Origin of the sequence: Rhodococcus sp. MEB032, assembly GCF_030208925.1 — a bacterium.
GTDB classification, from domain to species: Bacteria; Actinomycetota; Actinomycetes; order Mycobacteriales; family Mycobacteriaceae; genus Rhodococcus_F; species Rhodococcus_F qingshengii.
In genome coordinates this window covers 219,472-236,538 of record NZ_JARVSY010000012.1, presented here as the reverse complement: position 1 = coordinate 236,538, position 17,067 = coordinate 219,472, and the positions used below count along the sequence as shown (strand labels likewise).

13 protein-coding genes are annotated in these 17,067 nt (G+C 63.2%); all 13 read left to right on the top strand.

Annotation, left to right across the window (positions count from 1 at the left end):
- Position 1 precedes the first annotated feature (1 nt).
- The 13 genes from QRN54_RS15515 (at position 2) to fadD32 (ending at position 17,066) form a co-directional block, all read left to right on the top strand.
- Positions 2-1,153 (top strand): acyl-CoA dehydrogenase family protein, encoded by a 1,152-nt coding sequence (locus QRN54_RS15515; protein WP_285182380.1) that lies wholly within the window; start codon positions 2-4, stop codon positions 1,151-1,153.
- Between the two features lie 110 nt (positions 1,154-1,263).
- Positions 1,264-2,187, top strand: coding sequence for an MBL fold metallo-hydrolase (locus QRN54_RS15510; protein ID WP_285182379.1), 924 nt, complete (start codon positions 1,264-1,266; stop codon positions 2,185-2,187).
- Positions 2,188-2,256: 69 nt separating this feature from the next.
- The gene (gene glf / locus QRN54_RS15505; RefSeq protein ID WP_285182378.1) at positions 2,257-3,471 is read left to right on the top strand and encodes a UDP-galactopyranose mutase; all 1,215 of its coding nucleotides are present in this window, start codon (positions 2,257-2,259) and stop codon (positions 3,469-3,471) included.
- On the top strand, positions 3,468-5,381 hold the full coding sequence (locus QRN54_RS15500) for a glycosyltransferase (protein WP_003943981.1): 1,914 nt from the start codon (positions 3,468-3,470) through the stop codon (positions 5,379-5,381). The genes glf and QRN54_RS15500 overlap by 4 nt, the downstream gene beginning before the upstream one ends.
- Positions 5,362-5,895, top strand: a complete 534-nt coding sequence (locus QRN54_RS15495) for a phosphatase PAP2 family protein (protein WP_003943893.1) — start codon at positions 5,362-5,364, stop codon at positions 5,893-5,895. The genes QRN54_RS15500 and QRN54_RS15495 overlap by 20 nt, the downstream gene beginning before the upstream one ends.
- Positions 5,892-6,797 (top strand): decaprenyl-phosphate phosphoribosyltransferase, encoded by a 906-nt coding sequence (locus tag QRN54_RS15490; protein ID WP_003943808.1) that lies wholly within the window; start codon positions 5,892-5,894, stop codon positions 6,795-6,797. Before QRN54_RS15495 ends, QRN54_RS15490 begins: the two co-directional genes overlap by 4 nt.
- Entirely contained in the window at positions 6,775-8,694 is a 1,920-nt protein-coding gene (locus tag QRN54_RS15485; RefSeq protein WP_285182377.1) for an arabinofuranosyltransferase AftB family protein, read from the top strand. Before QRN54_RS15490 ends, QRN54_RS15485 begins: the two co-directional genes overlap by 23 nt.
- A 331-nt stretch (positions 8,695-9,025) precedes the next feature.
- Positions 9,026-10,036 carry an alpha/beta hydrolase gene (locus tag QRN54_RS15480; RefSeq protein WP_003943835.1) on the top strand — a complete coding sequence of 337 codons (1,011 nt, stop codon included), beginning with the start codon at positions 9,026-9,028 and terminating at the stop codon, positions 10,034-10,036.
- A gap of 252 nt (positions 10,037-10,288) precedes the next feature.
- Complete coding sequence (locus tag QRN54_RS15475; protein ID WP_277377842.1) at positions 10,289-12,172, top strand: alpha/beta hydrolase-fold protein; 1,884 nt, start codon at positions 10,289-10,291, stop codon at positions 12,170-12,172.
- A 106-nt stretch (positions 12,173-12,278) separates the two neighbouring features.
- Positions 12,279-12,830: a DUF732 domain-containing protein gene (locus QRN54_RS15470; protein ID WP_003943980.1), complete on the top strand. Its 552-nt coding sequence runs from the start codon at positions 12,279-12,281 to the stop codon at positions 12,828-12,830.
- A gap of 9 nt (positions 12,831-12,839) precedes the next feature.
- The gene (locus QRN54_RS15465; RefSeq protein WP_003943848.1) at positions 12,840-13,793 is read left to right on the top strand and encodes a cutinase family protein; all 954 of its coding nucleotides are present in this window, start codon (positions 12,840-12,842) and stop codon (positions 13,791-13,793) included.
- A gap of 205 nt (positions 13,794-13,998) precedes the next feature.
- Positions 13,999-14,994 (top strand): LLM class F420-dependent oxidoreductase, encoded by a 996-nt coding sequence (locus QRN54_RS15460; protein ID WP_285182375.1) that lies wholly within the window; start codon positions 13,999-14,001, stop codon positions 14,992-14,994.
- Between the two features lie 182 nt (positions 14,995-15,176).
- Positions 15,177-17,066 carry a long-chain-fatty-acid--AMP ligase FadD32 gene (gene fadD32 / locus QRN54_RS15455; protein WP_003943899.1) on the top strand — a complete coding sequence of 630 codons (1,890 nt, stop codon included), beginning with the start codon at positions 15,177-15,179 and terminating at the stop codon, positions 17,064-17,066.
- Position 17,067 lies beyond the last annotated feature (1 nt).

Below are 17,067 nucleotides of genomic sequence, written 5' to 3'. Positions count from 1 at the left end.
CATGGCGACCAAGCGCAAGCCGTCGTGGCACGACGACGAGATCACCGCAGTAGCCGAACTGGCCCGTGGTTTCTTCGATCGTGAACTGATCGCCAAGCGTGAGCAGTGGGACGCTCAGCATCGCGTCGACCGGTCCGTGTGGCTCGAAGCCGGCAAGCTCGGCCTGCTGTGCTGCTCGATTCCCGAGGAATACGGCGGGGGCGGTGGAACTTTCGCGCACGATCTCGCTGTCTTCGAGGCGCAGGGCTACTGCGGTGACTATGCGCTCGGTAACTCCGTGCACAGTGGCATCGTCGCCGACTACGTGCTCGAGTACGGAAGCGAAGAGCAGAAGAAGGCCTGGCTGCCAGGTATGGCGACGGGCGAAATCCTCGGCGCCATCGGAATGACCGAGCCAGGAACAGGTTCCGACCTCAAGGCAATCACCACGTCCGCGATCCGTGACGGTGACCACTACGTCGTGAACGGGTCGAAGACCTTCATCACCAATGGTGGCAGCGCAGACATGATCGTGCTTGCCGTCAAGACCGACCCCAAGGCGGGCGCCAAGGGTGTCTCGCTCCTGATCGTGGATCTTCGTGACTGCGAAGGCTTTGCGGTCGGCCGCGTGCTCGACAAGGTCGGTCAGCACGGCGCCGATACGTCGGAGCTGTCCTTCACCGACGTTCGCGTTCCCGTCTCGAACCTCCTCGGAGAGTCCGAGGGGCTCGGCTTCGGTCAGTTGATGGCGCAGCTGGTGCAGGAACGCCTCATCATCGGCGCGCAGGCCATCGGCACCATCGAGCGTGCAGTCGAGGAGACCGTCGCATACACCAAGGCGCGTCAAGCGTTCGGGCACAGCCTCTTCGAGTTCCAGAACACCGCCTTCGAGCTGGCCGAGTGCCAGACGATCGCACGCACCTGCCGTGTCTTCCTCGACAACTGCATCGAGGATCACCTCAACGGCGAGCTGGACGGCGCAGACGCCGCGATGGTCAAGTACTGGCTCACCGAGCAGCAATGCGCCGTCGTCGACCGGTGCGTGCAGCTCTACGGCGGATACGGCTACATGCGTGAATACCCGATCGCGCGCATGTACGAGGACTCCCGCGTCCAGAAGATCTACGCCGGCGCCAACGAAGTGATGAAGGGCATCATCGCGAAGAGTCTTTGATCACCGGCGTCGAAAACCATTGACACCGACCAGGCACCCACCGAGCATTTCGGTGGGTGCCTTTGTGTGTGCCCACAAGCGGTATCGAGCTGTTCGGAAGGCAAACACTGATGAGCTTCACCATCGACGTCGGGTCGGCACGCGTCACCCAACTGACAGAGCTGGCGCACTGGCCGTTTCCGCCGCGAGAGCTCTTTCCCCAGGCGAGTGAGGCCGAGATCAGTGAAGCGTCGGCGCGGCTGGCACCGGAGTTCTTCGACGAGGGTAGTGGTGACCTCGTGCTTGCCATCCACACCTACCTGGTGGAGATCGGCGGCAAGGCCGTCGTCGTCGACACCGGTAACGGCAACAGCAAGCACCGGCCGAACCTCTTGCCGCATCACATGTTCGGTACCGACTACCTCTCACGCTTCGCAGCCACCGGTGTGTCCGTCGACGACGTCGATCTGGTGGTCAGCACACATCTGCACCCTGACCACTGTGGCTGGAACACCGCCCTCGACGCCGAAACCTGGCGGCCTACCTTCCCCCGCGCGACCTACATTTTCGATCGCACCGAACTGGCCGCGCTCCAACAACTCGCCGCCGACGGTCCACACGAAGGAGTGGTCTCGGATCTTGCGCAGACCTTCGAGGACAGCGTCCGTCCCGTTCTGGACGGGGCGAAGTGGGAGGCGGTCGACGACGGCCACGTCCTGGTCGAGTCCGAAGGCACACGCGTCGTCGTTCGCAGCGCGCCCGGCCACACGCCGGGCCATATCGTGATCGAGATTCGCACTGCCGACGGCGGCGCCGTCATCTCCGGCGATGTGATCCACCATCCGATCCAGTTTCTGTACCCGGACCTCAGTCAGGGCGGCGACGCGGATCCCGAGATCGCCAGGGTCACCCGCCGCGAACTTCTCGAACGCTGCGCGTCGGAGGGACTGCTTCTACTTCCCGCACACTTTCCGGTCGACGAACCGATCGCGATCGAATTCGATTCGAGCGGTGCACCGAGTGCTTCCGGTCCGATCGGTCTCGCAGCGTCCTGACTTGCCGCATCGGCCCTGGTGACGCATCCAACCCTCGGCTTCCGAACAGGTCCGATACCCTGGTTCATCGTGACCGCTGCAAATTCAGAGACCGTCCGTGCCCAGTACGACCTGATCGTCGTCGGTTCGGGATTCTTCGGGCTGACCATCGCCGAGCGTGCCGCTACCCAGCTGGGTAAGCGCGTGCTGGTGTTGGATCGCCGTCACCACCTTGGGGGGAACGCATACTCGGAGGCAGAGCCGGAGACCGGCATCGAGGTCCACAAGTACGGTGCCCACCTGTTCCACACCTCCAACAAGAAGGTCTGGGACTACGTCACCCAGTTCACTGAGTTCACGAACTACCAGCACCGCGTCTTCGCGCTGCACAAGGGGCAGGCGTATCAGTTCCCGATGGGACTCGGTCTCGTGTCGCAGTTCTTCGGTCGGTACTTCACTCCCGAAGAAGCACGCGCCCTCATCGCCGAACAGTCCAGCGAGATCGATTCGAAGGACGCCTCCAACCTCGAAGAGAAGGCGATCTCCCTGATCGGGCGCCCGCTCTACGAAGCATTTGTGCGTGACTACACGGCTAAGCAGTGGCAGACCGACCCCACCGAGTTGCCCGCGGCGAACATCAGCCGCCTGCCGGTCCGCTACAACTTCGACAATCGCTACTTCAACGACACGTACGAGGGCCTGCCCGTCGACGGATATACGGCGTGGCTCGAGAACATGGCGAAGGATCCGAAGATCGAGGTCCGCCTCGACACCGATTACTTCGACGTCCGCGACGAACTGCGTACCGACAGCCCCGACGCACCCGTCATCTACACGGGCCCGCTCGACCGCTACTTCGACTACTCCGAAGGTGCACTGGGATGGCGCACCCTCGATTTCGAGACCGAGGTTCTGCCCACCGGAGACTTCCAGGGCACCCCGGTCATGAACTACAACGACGCCGACGTGCCGTTCACCCGAATCCACGAGTTCCGTCACTTCCATCCGGAGCGCGAGTACCCGACCGACAAGACCGTCATCATGCGTGAGTTCTCACGTGCCGCGGAGGCGAAGGACGAGCCGTACTACCCGATCAACACTCCGGAGGATCGTGAGAAGCTCTCCGCGTACCGCTCACGCGCCAAGAAGGAGACCGCGGAGAACAAGGTCCTCTTCGGTGGGCGTCTCGGCACCTACCAGTACCTGGACATGCACATGGCGATCGCCAGCGCGCTGACGATGTTCGAGAACACCCTGCGCCCGCATCTCGAAACGGGTGCGGAATTGGCAGGGGAGAGCGAATGAACGCACGTCATCTACTCGAAGGCGAAGATGCCGTCACCGGCGACGAGGTGACCTACCTCGGCAAGTCCCTGCTCTCTCGGATCATCCTTCCCCGCGCCGGCGAACCTCTCGACGTCCGCACGCTGTACTTGGAGGAAGCTTCGACCAACAGTCGTCGGGCTCACTCCACCTCGAGGACGTCCGTCGCGCTCGGTGCCGAGACCGAGGTCTCGTTCGCCACGTACTTCAACGCGTTCCCCGCCAGCTACTGGCGTCGATGGTCCATCCTGAAATCTGTGGTCCTTCGACTCGAACTGTCCGGACACGGCCGCGTGGATGTCTACCGTTCCAAGGCGGACTCCTCGCGAATTCACGTGGAAGGCAAGGAATTTGCCGACGGTGATGCCGCGGTCGAACTCGAGGTGGAGCTGGCACCGTTCGAGGACGGCGGCTGGATCTGGTTCGACATCACCACCGATACGGCCGTAGTCGTCGAGAGCGGCGGCTGGTACGCGCCCGTCGAGGCTCCCGGCGAAGCGACGGTCGCCGTTGGTATTCCGACGTTCAATCGCCCGACCGACGCTGTCAAGGCGCTGGCTGCGTTGTCCTCGGATCCGCTGGTGTCGGACGTGATCAAGGCCGTCATCATGCCGGATCAGGGCACTCGTAAGGTGCGTGACGAGCCCGGGTTCGCCGAAGCTGCTGCAGCACTTGGTGATCGGCTCGCCATTCACGATCAGGGCAACCTCGGTGGCTCCGGCGGATACAGCCGAATCATGTACGAGGCGCTCAAGACCACGCAGTGCCAGCACATCCTGTTCATGGACGACGACATCGAGATCGAACCCGACTCGATCCTTCGTGCGCTTGCTTTCTCGCGCTTCGCGAAGTCGCCGATGCTGGTGGGTGGGCAGATGCTCAACCTTCAGGAACGTAGCCACCTTCACGTGATGGGTGAAGTGGTCAACCGCGGGATCTTCATGTGGTCTGCCGCGCCGAACGTCGAATACGACCACGACTTCTCCAAGAATTCGCTGCGAGATTCGAAACTGCTGCACCGTCGCATCGACGTCGACTTCAACGGTTGGTGGATGTGCATGATCCCGCGCCAGGTCGCGGAAGAGCTCAAGCAGCCGCTGCCACTGTTCATCAAGTGGGACGACTGCGAATACGGTTTGCGCGCAAAGGAAGCCGGATACCCGACCGTCACGTTGCCTGGTGCCGCGATCTGGCACATGGCGTGGAGCGACAAGGACGACGCCATCGACTGGCAGGCGTACTTCCACCTCCGTAACCGTCTGGTGGTGGCCGCGCTCCACATGCCGGGCAACGGCCGCGGCCTTGTCGTCAACACGGTGAAGGCGACTCTCAAGCACCTGCTGTGCCTCGAGTACTCCACCGTCGCGATCCAGAACAAGGCCATCGCGGACTTCCTCGCCGGACCGGAACACGTCGCGAACATGCTGCCCACCGCACTCGGTGAGGTTCACGCCCAGCGCAAGGAGTACCCCGACGCCGTCGTGGTGCCCTCGGCAACCGCACTACCGCTGCCCTCCGGCGCCGAAGTCGGGGACGTCAGCGCGCCGACCAACCCCGTCGCGAAGATCGTCCGCGTCGGCAAGGCCGTGGTACACAACCTCAAGCCCGCGCACCCCGAGCATCACGAGCGTCCTCAGCTCAACGTGCCGACCATCGACGCCAGGTGGTATCTGCTCTCGCAGGTCGACGGGGTCACCGTCACCACCGCCGACGGTCGTGGCGTCGTCTACCGCAAGCGCAACCCCAAGCAGGCACTTGAACTGCTCAAGGAAGCCATGCGTTTGCGACGCGAACTCGCCGCGCGTTTCCCTGAGCTCAAGAAGCAGTACCAGGACGCCGTTCCTTCACTGACCAGCACGGAAAGGTGGGAACGTGTCTTCGGCATCTCCTGAAGTACAGATTCTGGCCGGGATTCAGTCGACCGTCGGGCAGCTGCCGGGAGCCGTCAAGGTCGCCCGCGGTATGTCTCACTTCGGTGAGCACTCCCTCGGGTGGATCGCGATCGCTGCCGTCGGTGCTGCTGTGGACAAGCCGCGTCGACGTGAATGGGCCGGAGCAGCCGTCGGAGCATTCGGTGCACACGCCGCCTCCGTGGTGATCAAACGAGTGGTCAGGCGCAAGCGACCTTCCGATCCTTCGGTGCAGGTCAACGTCTCGACACCGAGCAAGCTCAGCTTCCCGTCATCACACGCGACGTCGACGACGGCGGCGGCTGTGCTGATCGGTCGGCTCACCGGGCTACCCTTACCGGCGTTGCTGGTGCCCCCGATGATGCTCTCGCGTCTGGTCCTGGGAGTTCACTACCCGACCGACGTACTCGCCGGAGCGGCACTGGGAGCCGCATCCGCGGCGGTAGTTCGCCGGGTCGAAGAAGCCAGAGCCGAACAGAAATGTGGAGATAAATGAGCGAGGAACCGGCTACGGTCAGCGGACCCCCGAAGTCCCTGCCCGCCGGCATCGTCAAGGCGCTTCGCCCACGTCAGTGGGTCAAGAACGTCCTTGTGCTGGCAGCGCCCATCGCGGCCGGAACCGCCACCGAAGCCGACGTGCTGTTGCCCGTCGCGCTGGCGTTCGTCGTGTTCTGTATGGCGGCATCAGGCATCTATCTCGTCAACGACGCGATGGATGTCGAAGCCGACCGTGCTCACCCCACGAAGCGATTCCGTCCCATCGCGGCCGGAGTTCTACCCGTCAACATCGCCTACGGCATGGCAGTCGTGCTGCTTGCCGGTGCGATCGGGCTGTCCTTCCTGGCCAACTGGCAACTCGCCGTGGTCATGGGCGTGTACATCGTCATCCAGCTCGCCTACTGCTTCGGTCTCAAGCATCAGGCCGTCATCGACATCTGCATCGTCTCGTCCGGCTTCCTGCTTCGAGCGATCGCCGGTGGCGTTGCCGCCGAGATCGATCTCTCGCAGTGGTTCCTGCTGATGATGGCGTTCGGCTCACTCTTCATGGCGGCAGGCAAGCGCTACGCCGAATTGCAGTTGGCCGAGAAGACCGGCGCGAAGATCCGTAAGTCCCTCGAGAGCTACACGATGACGTACCTGCGTTTCGTGTGGACGATGGCAGCGACGACGCTGGTCCTCTGCTACGGACTGTGGGCGTTCCAGCAGGACGCCATCAAGGGCACCAACTGGTACGCCATCTCGATGGTGCCGTTCACCATCGCGGTGCTGCGATACGCGGTGGACGTCGACGGCGGCGAAGCCGGAGAGCCTGAGGAGATCGCGCTCGGTGACCGGGTGCTGCAACTCCTCGCGATTGCGTGGATCGGAGTAGTGGGTGTCGCTGTCTACCTCGTCTGAGCCACGCACCGAGGCCGACCCGCACGTCGACACTGCGGCGAATCGCACCACCCTCAGTCGAGGAGTTTTTCTCGGCGGGGTGGTGCTTGCTGCTGCCCTCATGTTCTGGGGTGCGTGGGAGCGTCGCTGGATCGCCGACGACGGACTCATCGTCTTGCGAACCGTCCGCAACCTGCTTGCGGGGAACGGCCCGGTCTTCAACGCGGGTGAGCGTGTCGAGGCGAACACGAGTACCGCGTGGACGTACATCGTCTACGCGTTCAGTTGGCTCACGCAGATCCGTCTCGAATACGTTGTTCTGACGATCGCGCTCGTACTCTCGACTGCTGCCGTCGTGTTGGCGATGCTCGGCACCGGTCGTCTGTACCGCGGCGTTCGGCCGTCGGCGGGCGGAACGATCCTGCTGGTACCGGCAGGTGTTCTCGTCTACATCGCGGTTCCGCCTGCGCGAGATTTCGCCACTTCCGGGCTCGAGACATGCTTGGTGATCTTCTGGATCGCGCTCCTGTGGGTACTGCTCGTTCGGTGGGCGCAGGCGTCGACGCCGTCCACGGCGTCGATCCTGACTCTCTCGTTCGTGGCCGGACTCGGACCACTGGTTCGACCCGAGATGGCGATTCCCGGTGCTGCCGCGTTGATGATGATCGTTCTCTCCGCAGGCCTGACCTGGAAGATTCGCACACTGATCGTCGTCGTCGCCGGACTTGTCCCGGTGGGCTATCAGATCTGGCGAATGGGCTATTACGCCTTGCCGTACCCGAACACCGCGGTGTCGAAGGACGCCGGTGGCGCGAAGTGGGCGCAGGGTTTTGCGTACCTGTGGAACCTGGTCGGGCCGTACCTGCTCTGGTTGCCGTTGCTGTTCCTGCTCATCGGTGCGCTGCTGCTCGTGTGGCGAAGCCGAGCGGACACACCTACCGCTACCGCAGATCAACCCGCACGCCCGCTGTGGCAGCGCTTTCAGCAGTTTCTGCGCACGCCGCGGGCGATTGTCACCTTCATTCTCGGCAGTGGGCTGATCCTCGGGATCTACTCTCTGCGCGTCGGCGGCGACTTCATGCACGGCCGCGTCCTGTTGCCGGTGCTGTTCTGCCTGCTCATCCCGGTGGCGGTCATTCCGTTGCGGGTGCCGGCGCGGGCAGCGTTCGGAAGTAATCGCGACACCGCGATCTTCGGAGTCTCGGCGGTGCTGTGGATCGGCACGATCATCTGGGCCTTCTTCGCCGCGAACACGACGGGTATGCCCGAAGGATCCGTGGTGGGTCGCTCGGGAATCGTCGACGAGCGAGCGTTCTACGCACTCAACACCGGTCACAAGCATCCGATCCTGGCCGAGGACTACCTCGACTATCCGCGAATGCGTGCCATGGTCGAGACCATCGCGCGGACCCCGGAGGGTGGGCTGCTGCTGCCGTCCGCGAGCTACGACTCCTGGTTCGTCGTCCCACCACCCGGACCGATCGAAGAGCCGGCCGAGCACGTCGTCTTCTTCCTCAACCTCGGAATGACGAGCATGAACGTCGGCCTCGACGTTCGGGTGCTCGATCAGATGGGGCTGGCGTACCCTCTGGCAGCTCACACCAAGCGACTCGAGGACGGCCGGATCGGGCACGACAAGAATCTCTATCCGGACTGGGTGGTCGCGGACACGGGAATGATCGACGTTCGACCGTGGCTGCCGTTCTTCCTCGACGAAGACTGGGTTGCGGACGCAAAGCTGGCCATCACCTGCCCGGAAACGCAGGAGTTGCTCACGTCGTACCGCTCCGAGCTGACCTGGGCCAGATTCAAACAGAACTTCCAGCAGGCATTCGACTTCGCGAAGTACCGATTCGACCGGGTTCCGGCCTACGAATTGGAACGCTGCGGTCTCGTTCCACCGGAGTCACCCAGGTGATGTGATCAGCATCACCGACTGTTGAGGGTTTGAATATTTCGATTCAGTAACGCCGAATTGATTGGCCACGATGTACTCGAAGACGATTCACCTAACCTGAATCACCCCCGAGGGGTGATGACGGTGTTGCTCGCGGATTGGGACGTAACGGTCCACCTATTTGTCACAGCTGAACCTGTGACATAAAGTCCAGCGAGCGCAGTGTGACTTGGAAGAGGTCCGCTGCCGACCCGAACTCGTTCGGGCTGGCAGAAAAGCCTGTTCCCCGACGGAATCCGCCGGAACCACTCCACCGAGTGGGTTCCGCAGACGAAGAGAGAGAGCAGTATCCATGCGTTTTGCCAGAAAGAGGCTGACCCAGCGCCTCAAGCACCGAGCGTTGGCCATCGGTGCCGCAGCACTTGTGCTCCCCCTTGCTGCAGGAGTTGCCGGTAGTGCTGTCGCCTCTGCTGCGCCTGCGCACACTGCTCCCAGCCACACCGCCCCCTCCGGCGGATACGACGAGCTGTGGGTGCCCTCCTCGATGGGCAACATCAAGGTCCAGGTCCAGTGGGCCGCTCGCGGCGGAAACGCTGCCCTTTACCTCCTCGACGGCCTGCGTGCGCGTAACGACGCCAACGCGTGGAGCTTCGAGACCAATGCGAAGGACCAGTACCGCAACGACAACATCACCCTCGTGATGCCCGTCGGCGGCGAGTCCAGCTTCTACAGCGACTGGTATGCACCGTCGAACTTCAACGGCCAGCAGATCACGTACAAGTGGGAAACCTTCCTCACCGAAGAACTGCCCAACTTCCTCGCGAACTACGGCGTCTCGCCCACCAACAACGCGGTCCTCGGCCTCTCGATGGGTGGCAGCGCTGCTCTGACGCTGGCTGCTTACCACCGTGACCAGTTCAAGTTCGCCGGCTCGCTGTCGGGCTACCTGAACATCTCGGCTCCGGGCATGCGCGAGGCAATCCGCGTCGCAATGCTCGATGCCGGTCGCTTCAACGTCGACTCCATGTGGGGACCGCCGTGGAGCCCGTCCTGGCTGCGCAACGACCCGTTCGTCTTCGCACCGCGTCTGCAGGGCCTGTCGATGTACATCTCGTCGGCAAGCGGCCTGCCCGGTGAATACGACCACCCGCGCGCACCGATCGACTACTACAACACGGCTAACGGCATGGGCCTCGAGGCTCTCGCCCTGGTCAACACTCGTGCATTCCAGATCCGCATGAACTCGCTGGGTATCCCGGCCACCTACAGCTTCCCGTCCAACGGCACGCACTCGTGGCCGTACTGGTCGGCAGAGCTGTGGAAGGCTCGCGGCCAGATCCTCGACACCATGAACGCTTGGTGATCGTGCGCGATCCCGTGACCTAGTCACTTCACCAGTGCCGTTCCGGACTCCTCGAAGGAGAACCGGGACGGCACTTGTGTATTCAGGTGCTGCACAAGCGCCCGATGTCAGTAACAATTGCACCACCAGTAACAGCGCGGCTACCCCAAGCGGGGATCGTTTGCGTGTAGAAATAGTTTCAACGGGGGTCTGGCTGCTCAGGCGGCCACACGATCGACGCGCGGACCGAACGTAAGGAAAGAGAGTGAGCTCATGCGAGTAGGCCTTGCCACGGAGGACCGTCGCCGGTCCCGGGCAACCTTCCGGACAAAGGTCGTCGGCGCACTGGCAGCGATGCTGGTTCTGCCGATCGCCGCGGGCTTGACGACGGCCGGAACCGCGGCAGCCGCGCCGGCACCTGCTCAGGCCGCACCGGCCGCCACCCAGAACCCCACCGGAGCAGCGGTCACGAAGGTCGACTGGCTCAGCGAGCGTCGCGTCGCGCTGTGGGTGAACTCTCCCGCGATGGGCACCCCGATTCAGGTGCAGATCCTCTTGGCCCGCGATTGGAACGTCAATCCGTCGGCCAGCTTCCCCTCGGTCTGGATGCTCGACGGTCTTCGCGCGACCGACAACGAGAACGCCTGGACCTACGAGACCGACGCCGAGTCCTTCTACGCGGACAAGAACGTCAACGTCATCCTCCCGGTCGGCGGTCAGTCCAGCTTCTACTCCGACTGGCTCCAGCCCGACAACGGCAAGAACTACCAGTGGGAGACGTTCCTGACCAAGGAACTGCCCCCCATCCTCGAAAAGGACTGGCGGACCACGCAGACACGCGGTGTCGTCGGACTGTCGATGGGCGGTACGTCCGCCATGTTCCTCACGGCGCGCAACCCCGGCTTCTTCAAGTTCGCCGCTTCGCTCTCCGGCATCCTCACCACCACCTCGCTCGGCATGCCTCAGGCAATCCAGTTCGCGATGACCGACGCCGGTGGATACAACTCCGCCGCGATGTGGGGACCGCCGTCCAACCCGCAGTGGGCTGCACACGATCCGTATGCGCTCGCCGAGAAGCTCAAGGGCGTCAGCCTGTACGTCTCGAGTGGTAGCGGTACGACCGGCCCGTACGACCAGCCGTCGGGAATTCCCGGCGTGAGCACCAACTACGCAGGTATGGGCCTCGAGATCCTCGCTCGCCTGACCTCGCAGACCTTCGCGACCAAGCTCAACCAGCTCGGCATCCCCGCGCAGGTCAATTACCGCCCGTCAGGAACCCACTCGTGGCCGTACTGGCAGTTCGAGCTTCATCAGCTGTGGCCGCAGTTGGCCAACGCCATCGGCGTCGAGGTCGAGAAGCCGGCTTGCGGCACTTCGGGTGAGATCGGTGCGACGGCCGCAGCCAACGGCTGGATCGGTGACTGCATCACCCCCGAGTACAGCGTCGCGGGTGGCCTGGCACAGGACTTCCGCAACGGTCGCATCTACTTCACCAGTGGAACGGGCGCCCAGCCTGTCGCCGGTCGTATCGCCGGCGCGTACATGAACACCGGAGCAGCAGCCGGCCCGCTCGGCTTCCCGCGTACTCCCGAACTCGGTACCCCCGACGGACGCGGACGCTTCAACCACTTCCAGAACGGCTCCATCTACTGGACCCCGCAGACCGGCGCTCACCCCGTCAGCGGCGACATCCTCGCCGAGTGGTCCACGCAGGGTTGGGAAGGTGGCCCGCTCGGCTACCCGACTGCCGACGAGATCGCGACCCCCGGCAAGCCGGGCAAGGTCCAGGGATTCGAGATCGGCGCGATGTACAGCAGCGCCAACGGAACTCACGCGGTTCTCGGAATGATCATGGGCAAGTACGGCGAACTCGGCTGGGAAAACGGCTGGCTCGGATTCCCGAAGTCGAACGAGGTTCCGATCAAGGACAACGGACGCTTCACCGAGTTCGAGGGCGGCAACATCTACTGGAGCCCCGGCACCGGTGCATGGTCCGTCGAGAACGGTCCGCTGTTCGACGGTTGGAAGAGCGTCGGATACGAAGGTGGACGACTCGGATTCCCGATCAGTGACAAGTTCGACATTCCCGGTGGTGTCCAGCAGAACTTCCAGTTCGGCTACATCACGGTGATCGGTGACAAGACAGAAGTTCACTAACTCACAGTGGTGCACGACGGGCGGGCCCGATCACGGATCGGTGCCCGCCCGCGTGCGTTGCGTAACCTGTTGATGGACTTTCGACTGAAGGCAAGGACGGACATTGATGTCGCTTTTCTCGGGTAACCGAAACACCTGTGCACGCGCGATCGCGGTCGGCGCCCTGGCGCTCGCCACCGGTGGCGCGCTTGTCGCGTGCGGTAGTGACGACTCCACTGCAACCTCCAATCCGGTCACCACGACGTCCGCGGCGGCTTCGTCCTCGAGCGGTTCGGCATCTGCGTCCGCCTCTGCGACCACGACGGCGTCGGCTGCGCCCACCAGTCCGGGAGCCGCGGCCACCGCGCCGCCGGAGCAGCCGCAGAGCATCGAGGGCTTCCCGGGTCCCACAGTCGTCGAGGTCAGTCCCGAGGCACAGAAGTTCCTCGACGGACTGAAGGCGAAGGGCATCACCCCAGCCGGTGACGGAAGCATCGCCGTCAACACGGCCAATTACATCTGCGCTGCCGGTCCTCAGACCGACGACGAGGTCCTGACCTTCGTGACCGCCTTCGTCGGCCAGGAAGCGTCGGCGGAAGGCAAGCAGATCACTCCCGAGCAGGCAGGTGCGAACGCTCAGATCTACATCGACGTCGCCAACGCCACCTACTGCAAGTAGGCGCGGGTCATGGCGAGGTCTGGAAAGCGTCGTGGGTGCCTGATCCCGCTGCTGATCATTCTTGTGGTCGCAGCGGTCGTGATCGGCGGTTGGTACATCCTGGCCGGGCGGGTGCCTTCGCCGACTCCGATCCCGCCGAGCCCGGAGCCTCCGGTGTCTCAGCCGGCCAGTTGCCCCGATGTCCAGGTAGTAGCCATACCGGGTACGTGGGAGTCGAGCGCTACCGACGACCCGTACAACCCGACGGCCAATCCGGCGTCGTTGATGCTGAACGTGACCCGTCCTCTGCAGGAGAAGTTCGATACTTCACGGGCCGACGTCTACACCGTTCCGTATGTCGCACAGTTTTCGAATCCGGTGGCGATCCCGCCGGACGGACAGCAGTCCTACAACAACAGTCGGGCTGCGGGAACTGCTGCCACTAACGACTTTCTGATGAAGCGGCACGCCGAGTGCCCGCTCACGAGTTACGTCCTGACTGGATTTTCCCAGGGCGCGGTGATCGCGGGTGACGTCGCCGCGAGTATCGGCGACGGTACCGGCGCGGTGCCTGCCGATCTGGTTCTGGGCGTCGGCTTGATCGCCGACGGTCGGCGCGATCCGGCGTTCGGGAACACCGTTGGCCCGAGCGTTGCCGGTGTCGGCGCCGAGCTGTCGCTGAACGGGCTGAAGCTGCCCGGTCTCACGATGACCGGCCCGAGGCCCGGCGGGTTCGGTGACCTCAACGATCGGACCTATCAGATCTGCGCGCCGAGCGACGGTATCTGCGACGCGCCGGCAGCCGCTCTCAACCCGACCAACTGGCTGAGTTCGGCGCCGCGACTGCTCGAGTACTACAACAACCCTGTGCACGCGATGTACAACTCCTTCCAAGTCGATCCGAACGGCACGACGGCCACCCAATGGATGGCACAGTGGGCTGCGGAGAAGATCGACGCTGCACCGACGCCGCCCCACAGTTGAGTCACCGCCGCACTGTTGATTCGTCACAATCGGGCGTCTCGGGAGTTCGCTCGCGGGTAATCTGCTCGTTTGGTCCCGGTAGAGTGCTGCACGGTCCGGGGGCTTCCTCTACAGTGCTGTCACGTAAGTGACTGGCGAGTAGGTTCGATTTGTCCGAGTTTGTAGTTCGAGTACGACGTACGTGTCCATCACAGGAGATCGATATATGAGTTCCACCCACGGCAGCGATGCCCTACGCAAATTTCGGTTTGCGGCCGGTGGCGAGGGCAACGCCGAAGAGGGTGGTGCGCGACGCTTCGTCAAGCTCGCGCAGAAGGCCGAGGAACTCGGCTACGACTCGTTCATGATTCCGGATCACCTGGGTAATCAGGTCGGCCCGATCGCCGCTCTCGGAGCGCTCGCGGTGGCCACCGACAAGATTCGTCTCGGCACCGCCGTGTTGGCCAACGGCTTCCGTCATCCTGCTGTGCTCGCGAAGGACGCGGCGACTATCGACGTGCTGTCCGGTGGTCGACTCGAACTCGGTATCGGTGCGGGCTGGATGAAGGAAGAGTTCGACAAGGGCGGCATCGCCTACGAAAGTCCGGGCGTTCGCATCGAGAAGCTCGAGGAGTCTCTGCAGATTCTCGACGTTCTGCTGCGCGGGCAGGAATGCACTTTCGAAGGCAAGCACTATCAGGTGCGCGGCCTCAAGGGCAGCCCGCGACCGCGGCAGGGCCCGCGGCCACCGATCATCGTGGGCGGCGGAGGCCCGAAGATGCTTGCTCTCGCGGCGAAGTACGCGAACATCATCTCGGTCGCCACACCGACGAACCGTGACGGGCGGCTTCTGCTCTCCGGAATCACGATGGAAAAGACCATCGAACGTGTCGAGCGGATCCGCGAAGCTGCCGGCGAGCGTTTCGATGAGATCGAACTCAACTGGACCATCACCATGATCATGATCACCGACGATCGAGAGCAGGCTGCCGAAATGGCAATCGCCGCTCTGGACCAAGGTTTTCCGCCGAACATCGAAGTGGATCGTAAGCTGAGCGTGGAGGAGCTGTTGAACTCTCCATACCTGGCTGTGGGCACTTTCGAGGAAATCGCAGACCAGATTCGACTGGTCCGCGAGAAGACGTCGATGTCGTACGTCGGGGTCTTCCCGACGCAGATGGAAGCGTTCGCCCCGATCATCCCGTTACTGGCGGGCGAGTAGGCCGGAGAATACGGACGATGCGAATCTGTAACATATCGATGGTTTGGGATCGATGAAGTGATTCAGGTGAGTTGCGCACAAAGTGCGATTCGATTGATCGAAGATGGACCCGAGAGAGCGAAGGAAGTCTGGGGCGCAGGCATGAAAGACAGTGCTTGTGTGATCGCTTCGGAGGAGATGGAATGAACGCGCTGTTCGATGGCTTTCTCGACGAGAAGGGCCAGATCCGCCTGCAACCAGGCTTCACGCTGGTCGACTACGTCGAGCAACACTCGCGTGTCAACGCGGACGAGCTCGCGTATCGGTACATCGACTACTCACGCGAGCGTGACGGTGAAGCCCTGGAGCTGACCTGGGAGCAGTTCGGTGTGCGTCTGCGCGCTGTTGCAGCCCGTCTGCAGCAGGTCACCAAGCGTGGCGACCGTGTCGCGATTCTTGCTCCGCAGGGACTCGACTACGTCATTTCGTTCTTCGCGGCCATTCAGGCCGGTTCCATCGCGGTGCCGCTCTTCGATCCGGACGAGCCCGGTCACACCGACCGTCTTCACGCTGTTCTCGGTGACTGCAAGCCGACTGCGATTCTGACTGCCGCATCGTCGGCGGCCGGTGTTCGACAGTTGTTCCGCTCGCTTCCCGCTGCCGAGCGTCCGCGCATCATCGCCGTCGACGCGATTCCCGACACCGTCGGTGAAACGTGGGTTCGCCCCGACATCGAACTCGACGACATCGCGTACCTGCAGTACACCTCGGGTTCGACCCGAGTTCCCGCCGGCGTGGAGATCACCCATCGTGCTGTCGGAACGAACGCGCTCCAGATGGTCGACTCCATCGAACTCAACGAGGACTCACGCGGTGTCACGTGGCTGCCGCTGTTCCACGACATGGGCCTGCTGACGGTCATCCTGCCTGCTCTGGGCGGCAAGTACATCACCATCATGAGCCCGCGCGCTTTCGTGCAGCGGCCGTACCGGTGGATCAAGGAACTTGCTGCGGTTTCCGACGGCGCCGGCACCTTTGCTGCCGCTCCCAACTTCGCTTTCGAGCACGCTGCCGCGCGTGGCCTGCCGAAGGACGGCGAGACCCTGGACCTGAGCAACGTCATCGGTCTGATCAACGGCAGTGAGCCGGTCACGACGTCGTCGATGCGCAAGTTCAACGACGCTTTTGCTCAGTACGGTCTGCCCAAGACTGCGATCAAGCCGTCGTACGGCATGGCCGAGGCGACGCTCTTCGTCTCCTCGACCAAGCATTCCGACGAGGCCAAGGTCATCTACGTCGACCGCACGGAACTCAACAAGGGACGCATGGTCATCGTCGACCAGTACTCCGAGAACGCAATCGCGCAGGTCTCCTGTGGGTACGTCTCGCGCAGTCAGTGGGCGGCGATCGTCGATCCCGAGACGCTGACCGAGGTCCCCGACAATCACGTCGGCGAGATCTGGTTGCACGGCGAGAACATCGGTATCGGCTACTGGGGTCGCCCCGACGAGACGGCGGAGACCTTCCACAACAAGCTGGACAATCGGTTGAGCGAAGACAGCCACACCGAGGGCACGCCGGCGGATGCCAACTGGATGCGTACCGGCGACTTCGGCGTCTACGTCGACGGCGAGCTGTACATCACCGGGCGCGTCAAGGACCTCGTGATCGTCGACGGTCGCAATCATTACCCGCAGGACCTCGAGGCTTCGGCTCAGGAAGCCAGCCCGGCTCTGCGCCCCGGCTTCATCGCTGCGTTTGCCGTACCGGCCAACCAGCTGCCGTCCGTCGTGTTCTCCAATACGCATTCGGGTCTGAAGTTCGACGACGACGATTCCTCGGAGCAGTTGGTCATCGTGGCCGAGCGTGCTCCCGGCGCAGGCAAGGCCGATCCGCAGCCGATCGCGGACACCGTGCGTGCGGCGATTTCTTCCCGTCACGGTGTTACGGCCCGAGACATCCTGCTCGTCCCCGCGGGTTCGATTCCGCGTACGTCCAGCGGCAAGATCGCTCGCCGCGCGTGTAAGGCGAGCTATATCGAGGGAACGTTGCGAGGCGGCTATCAGCAGACCGCATTCCCCGATAGCGTTTGAG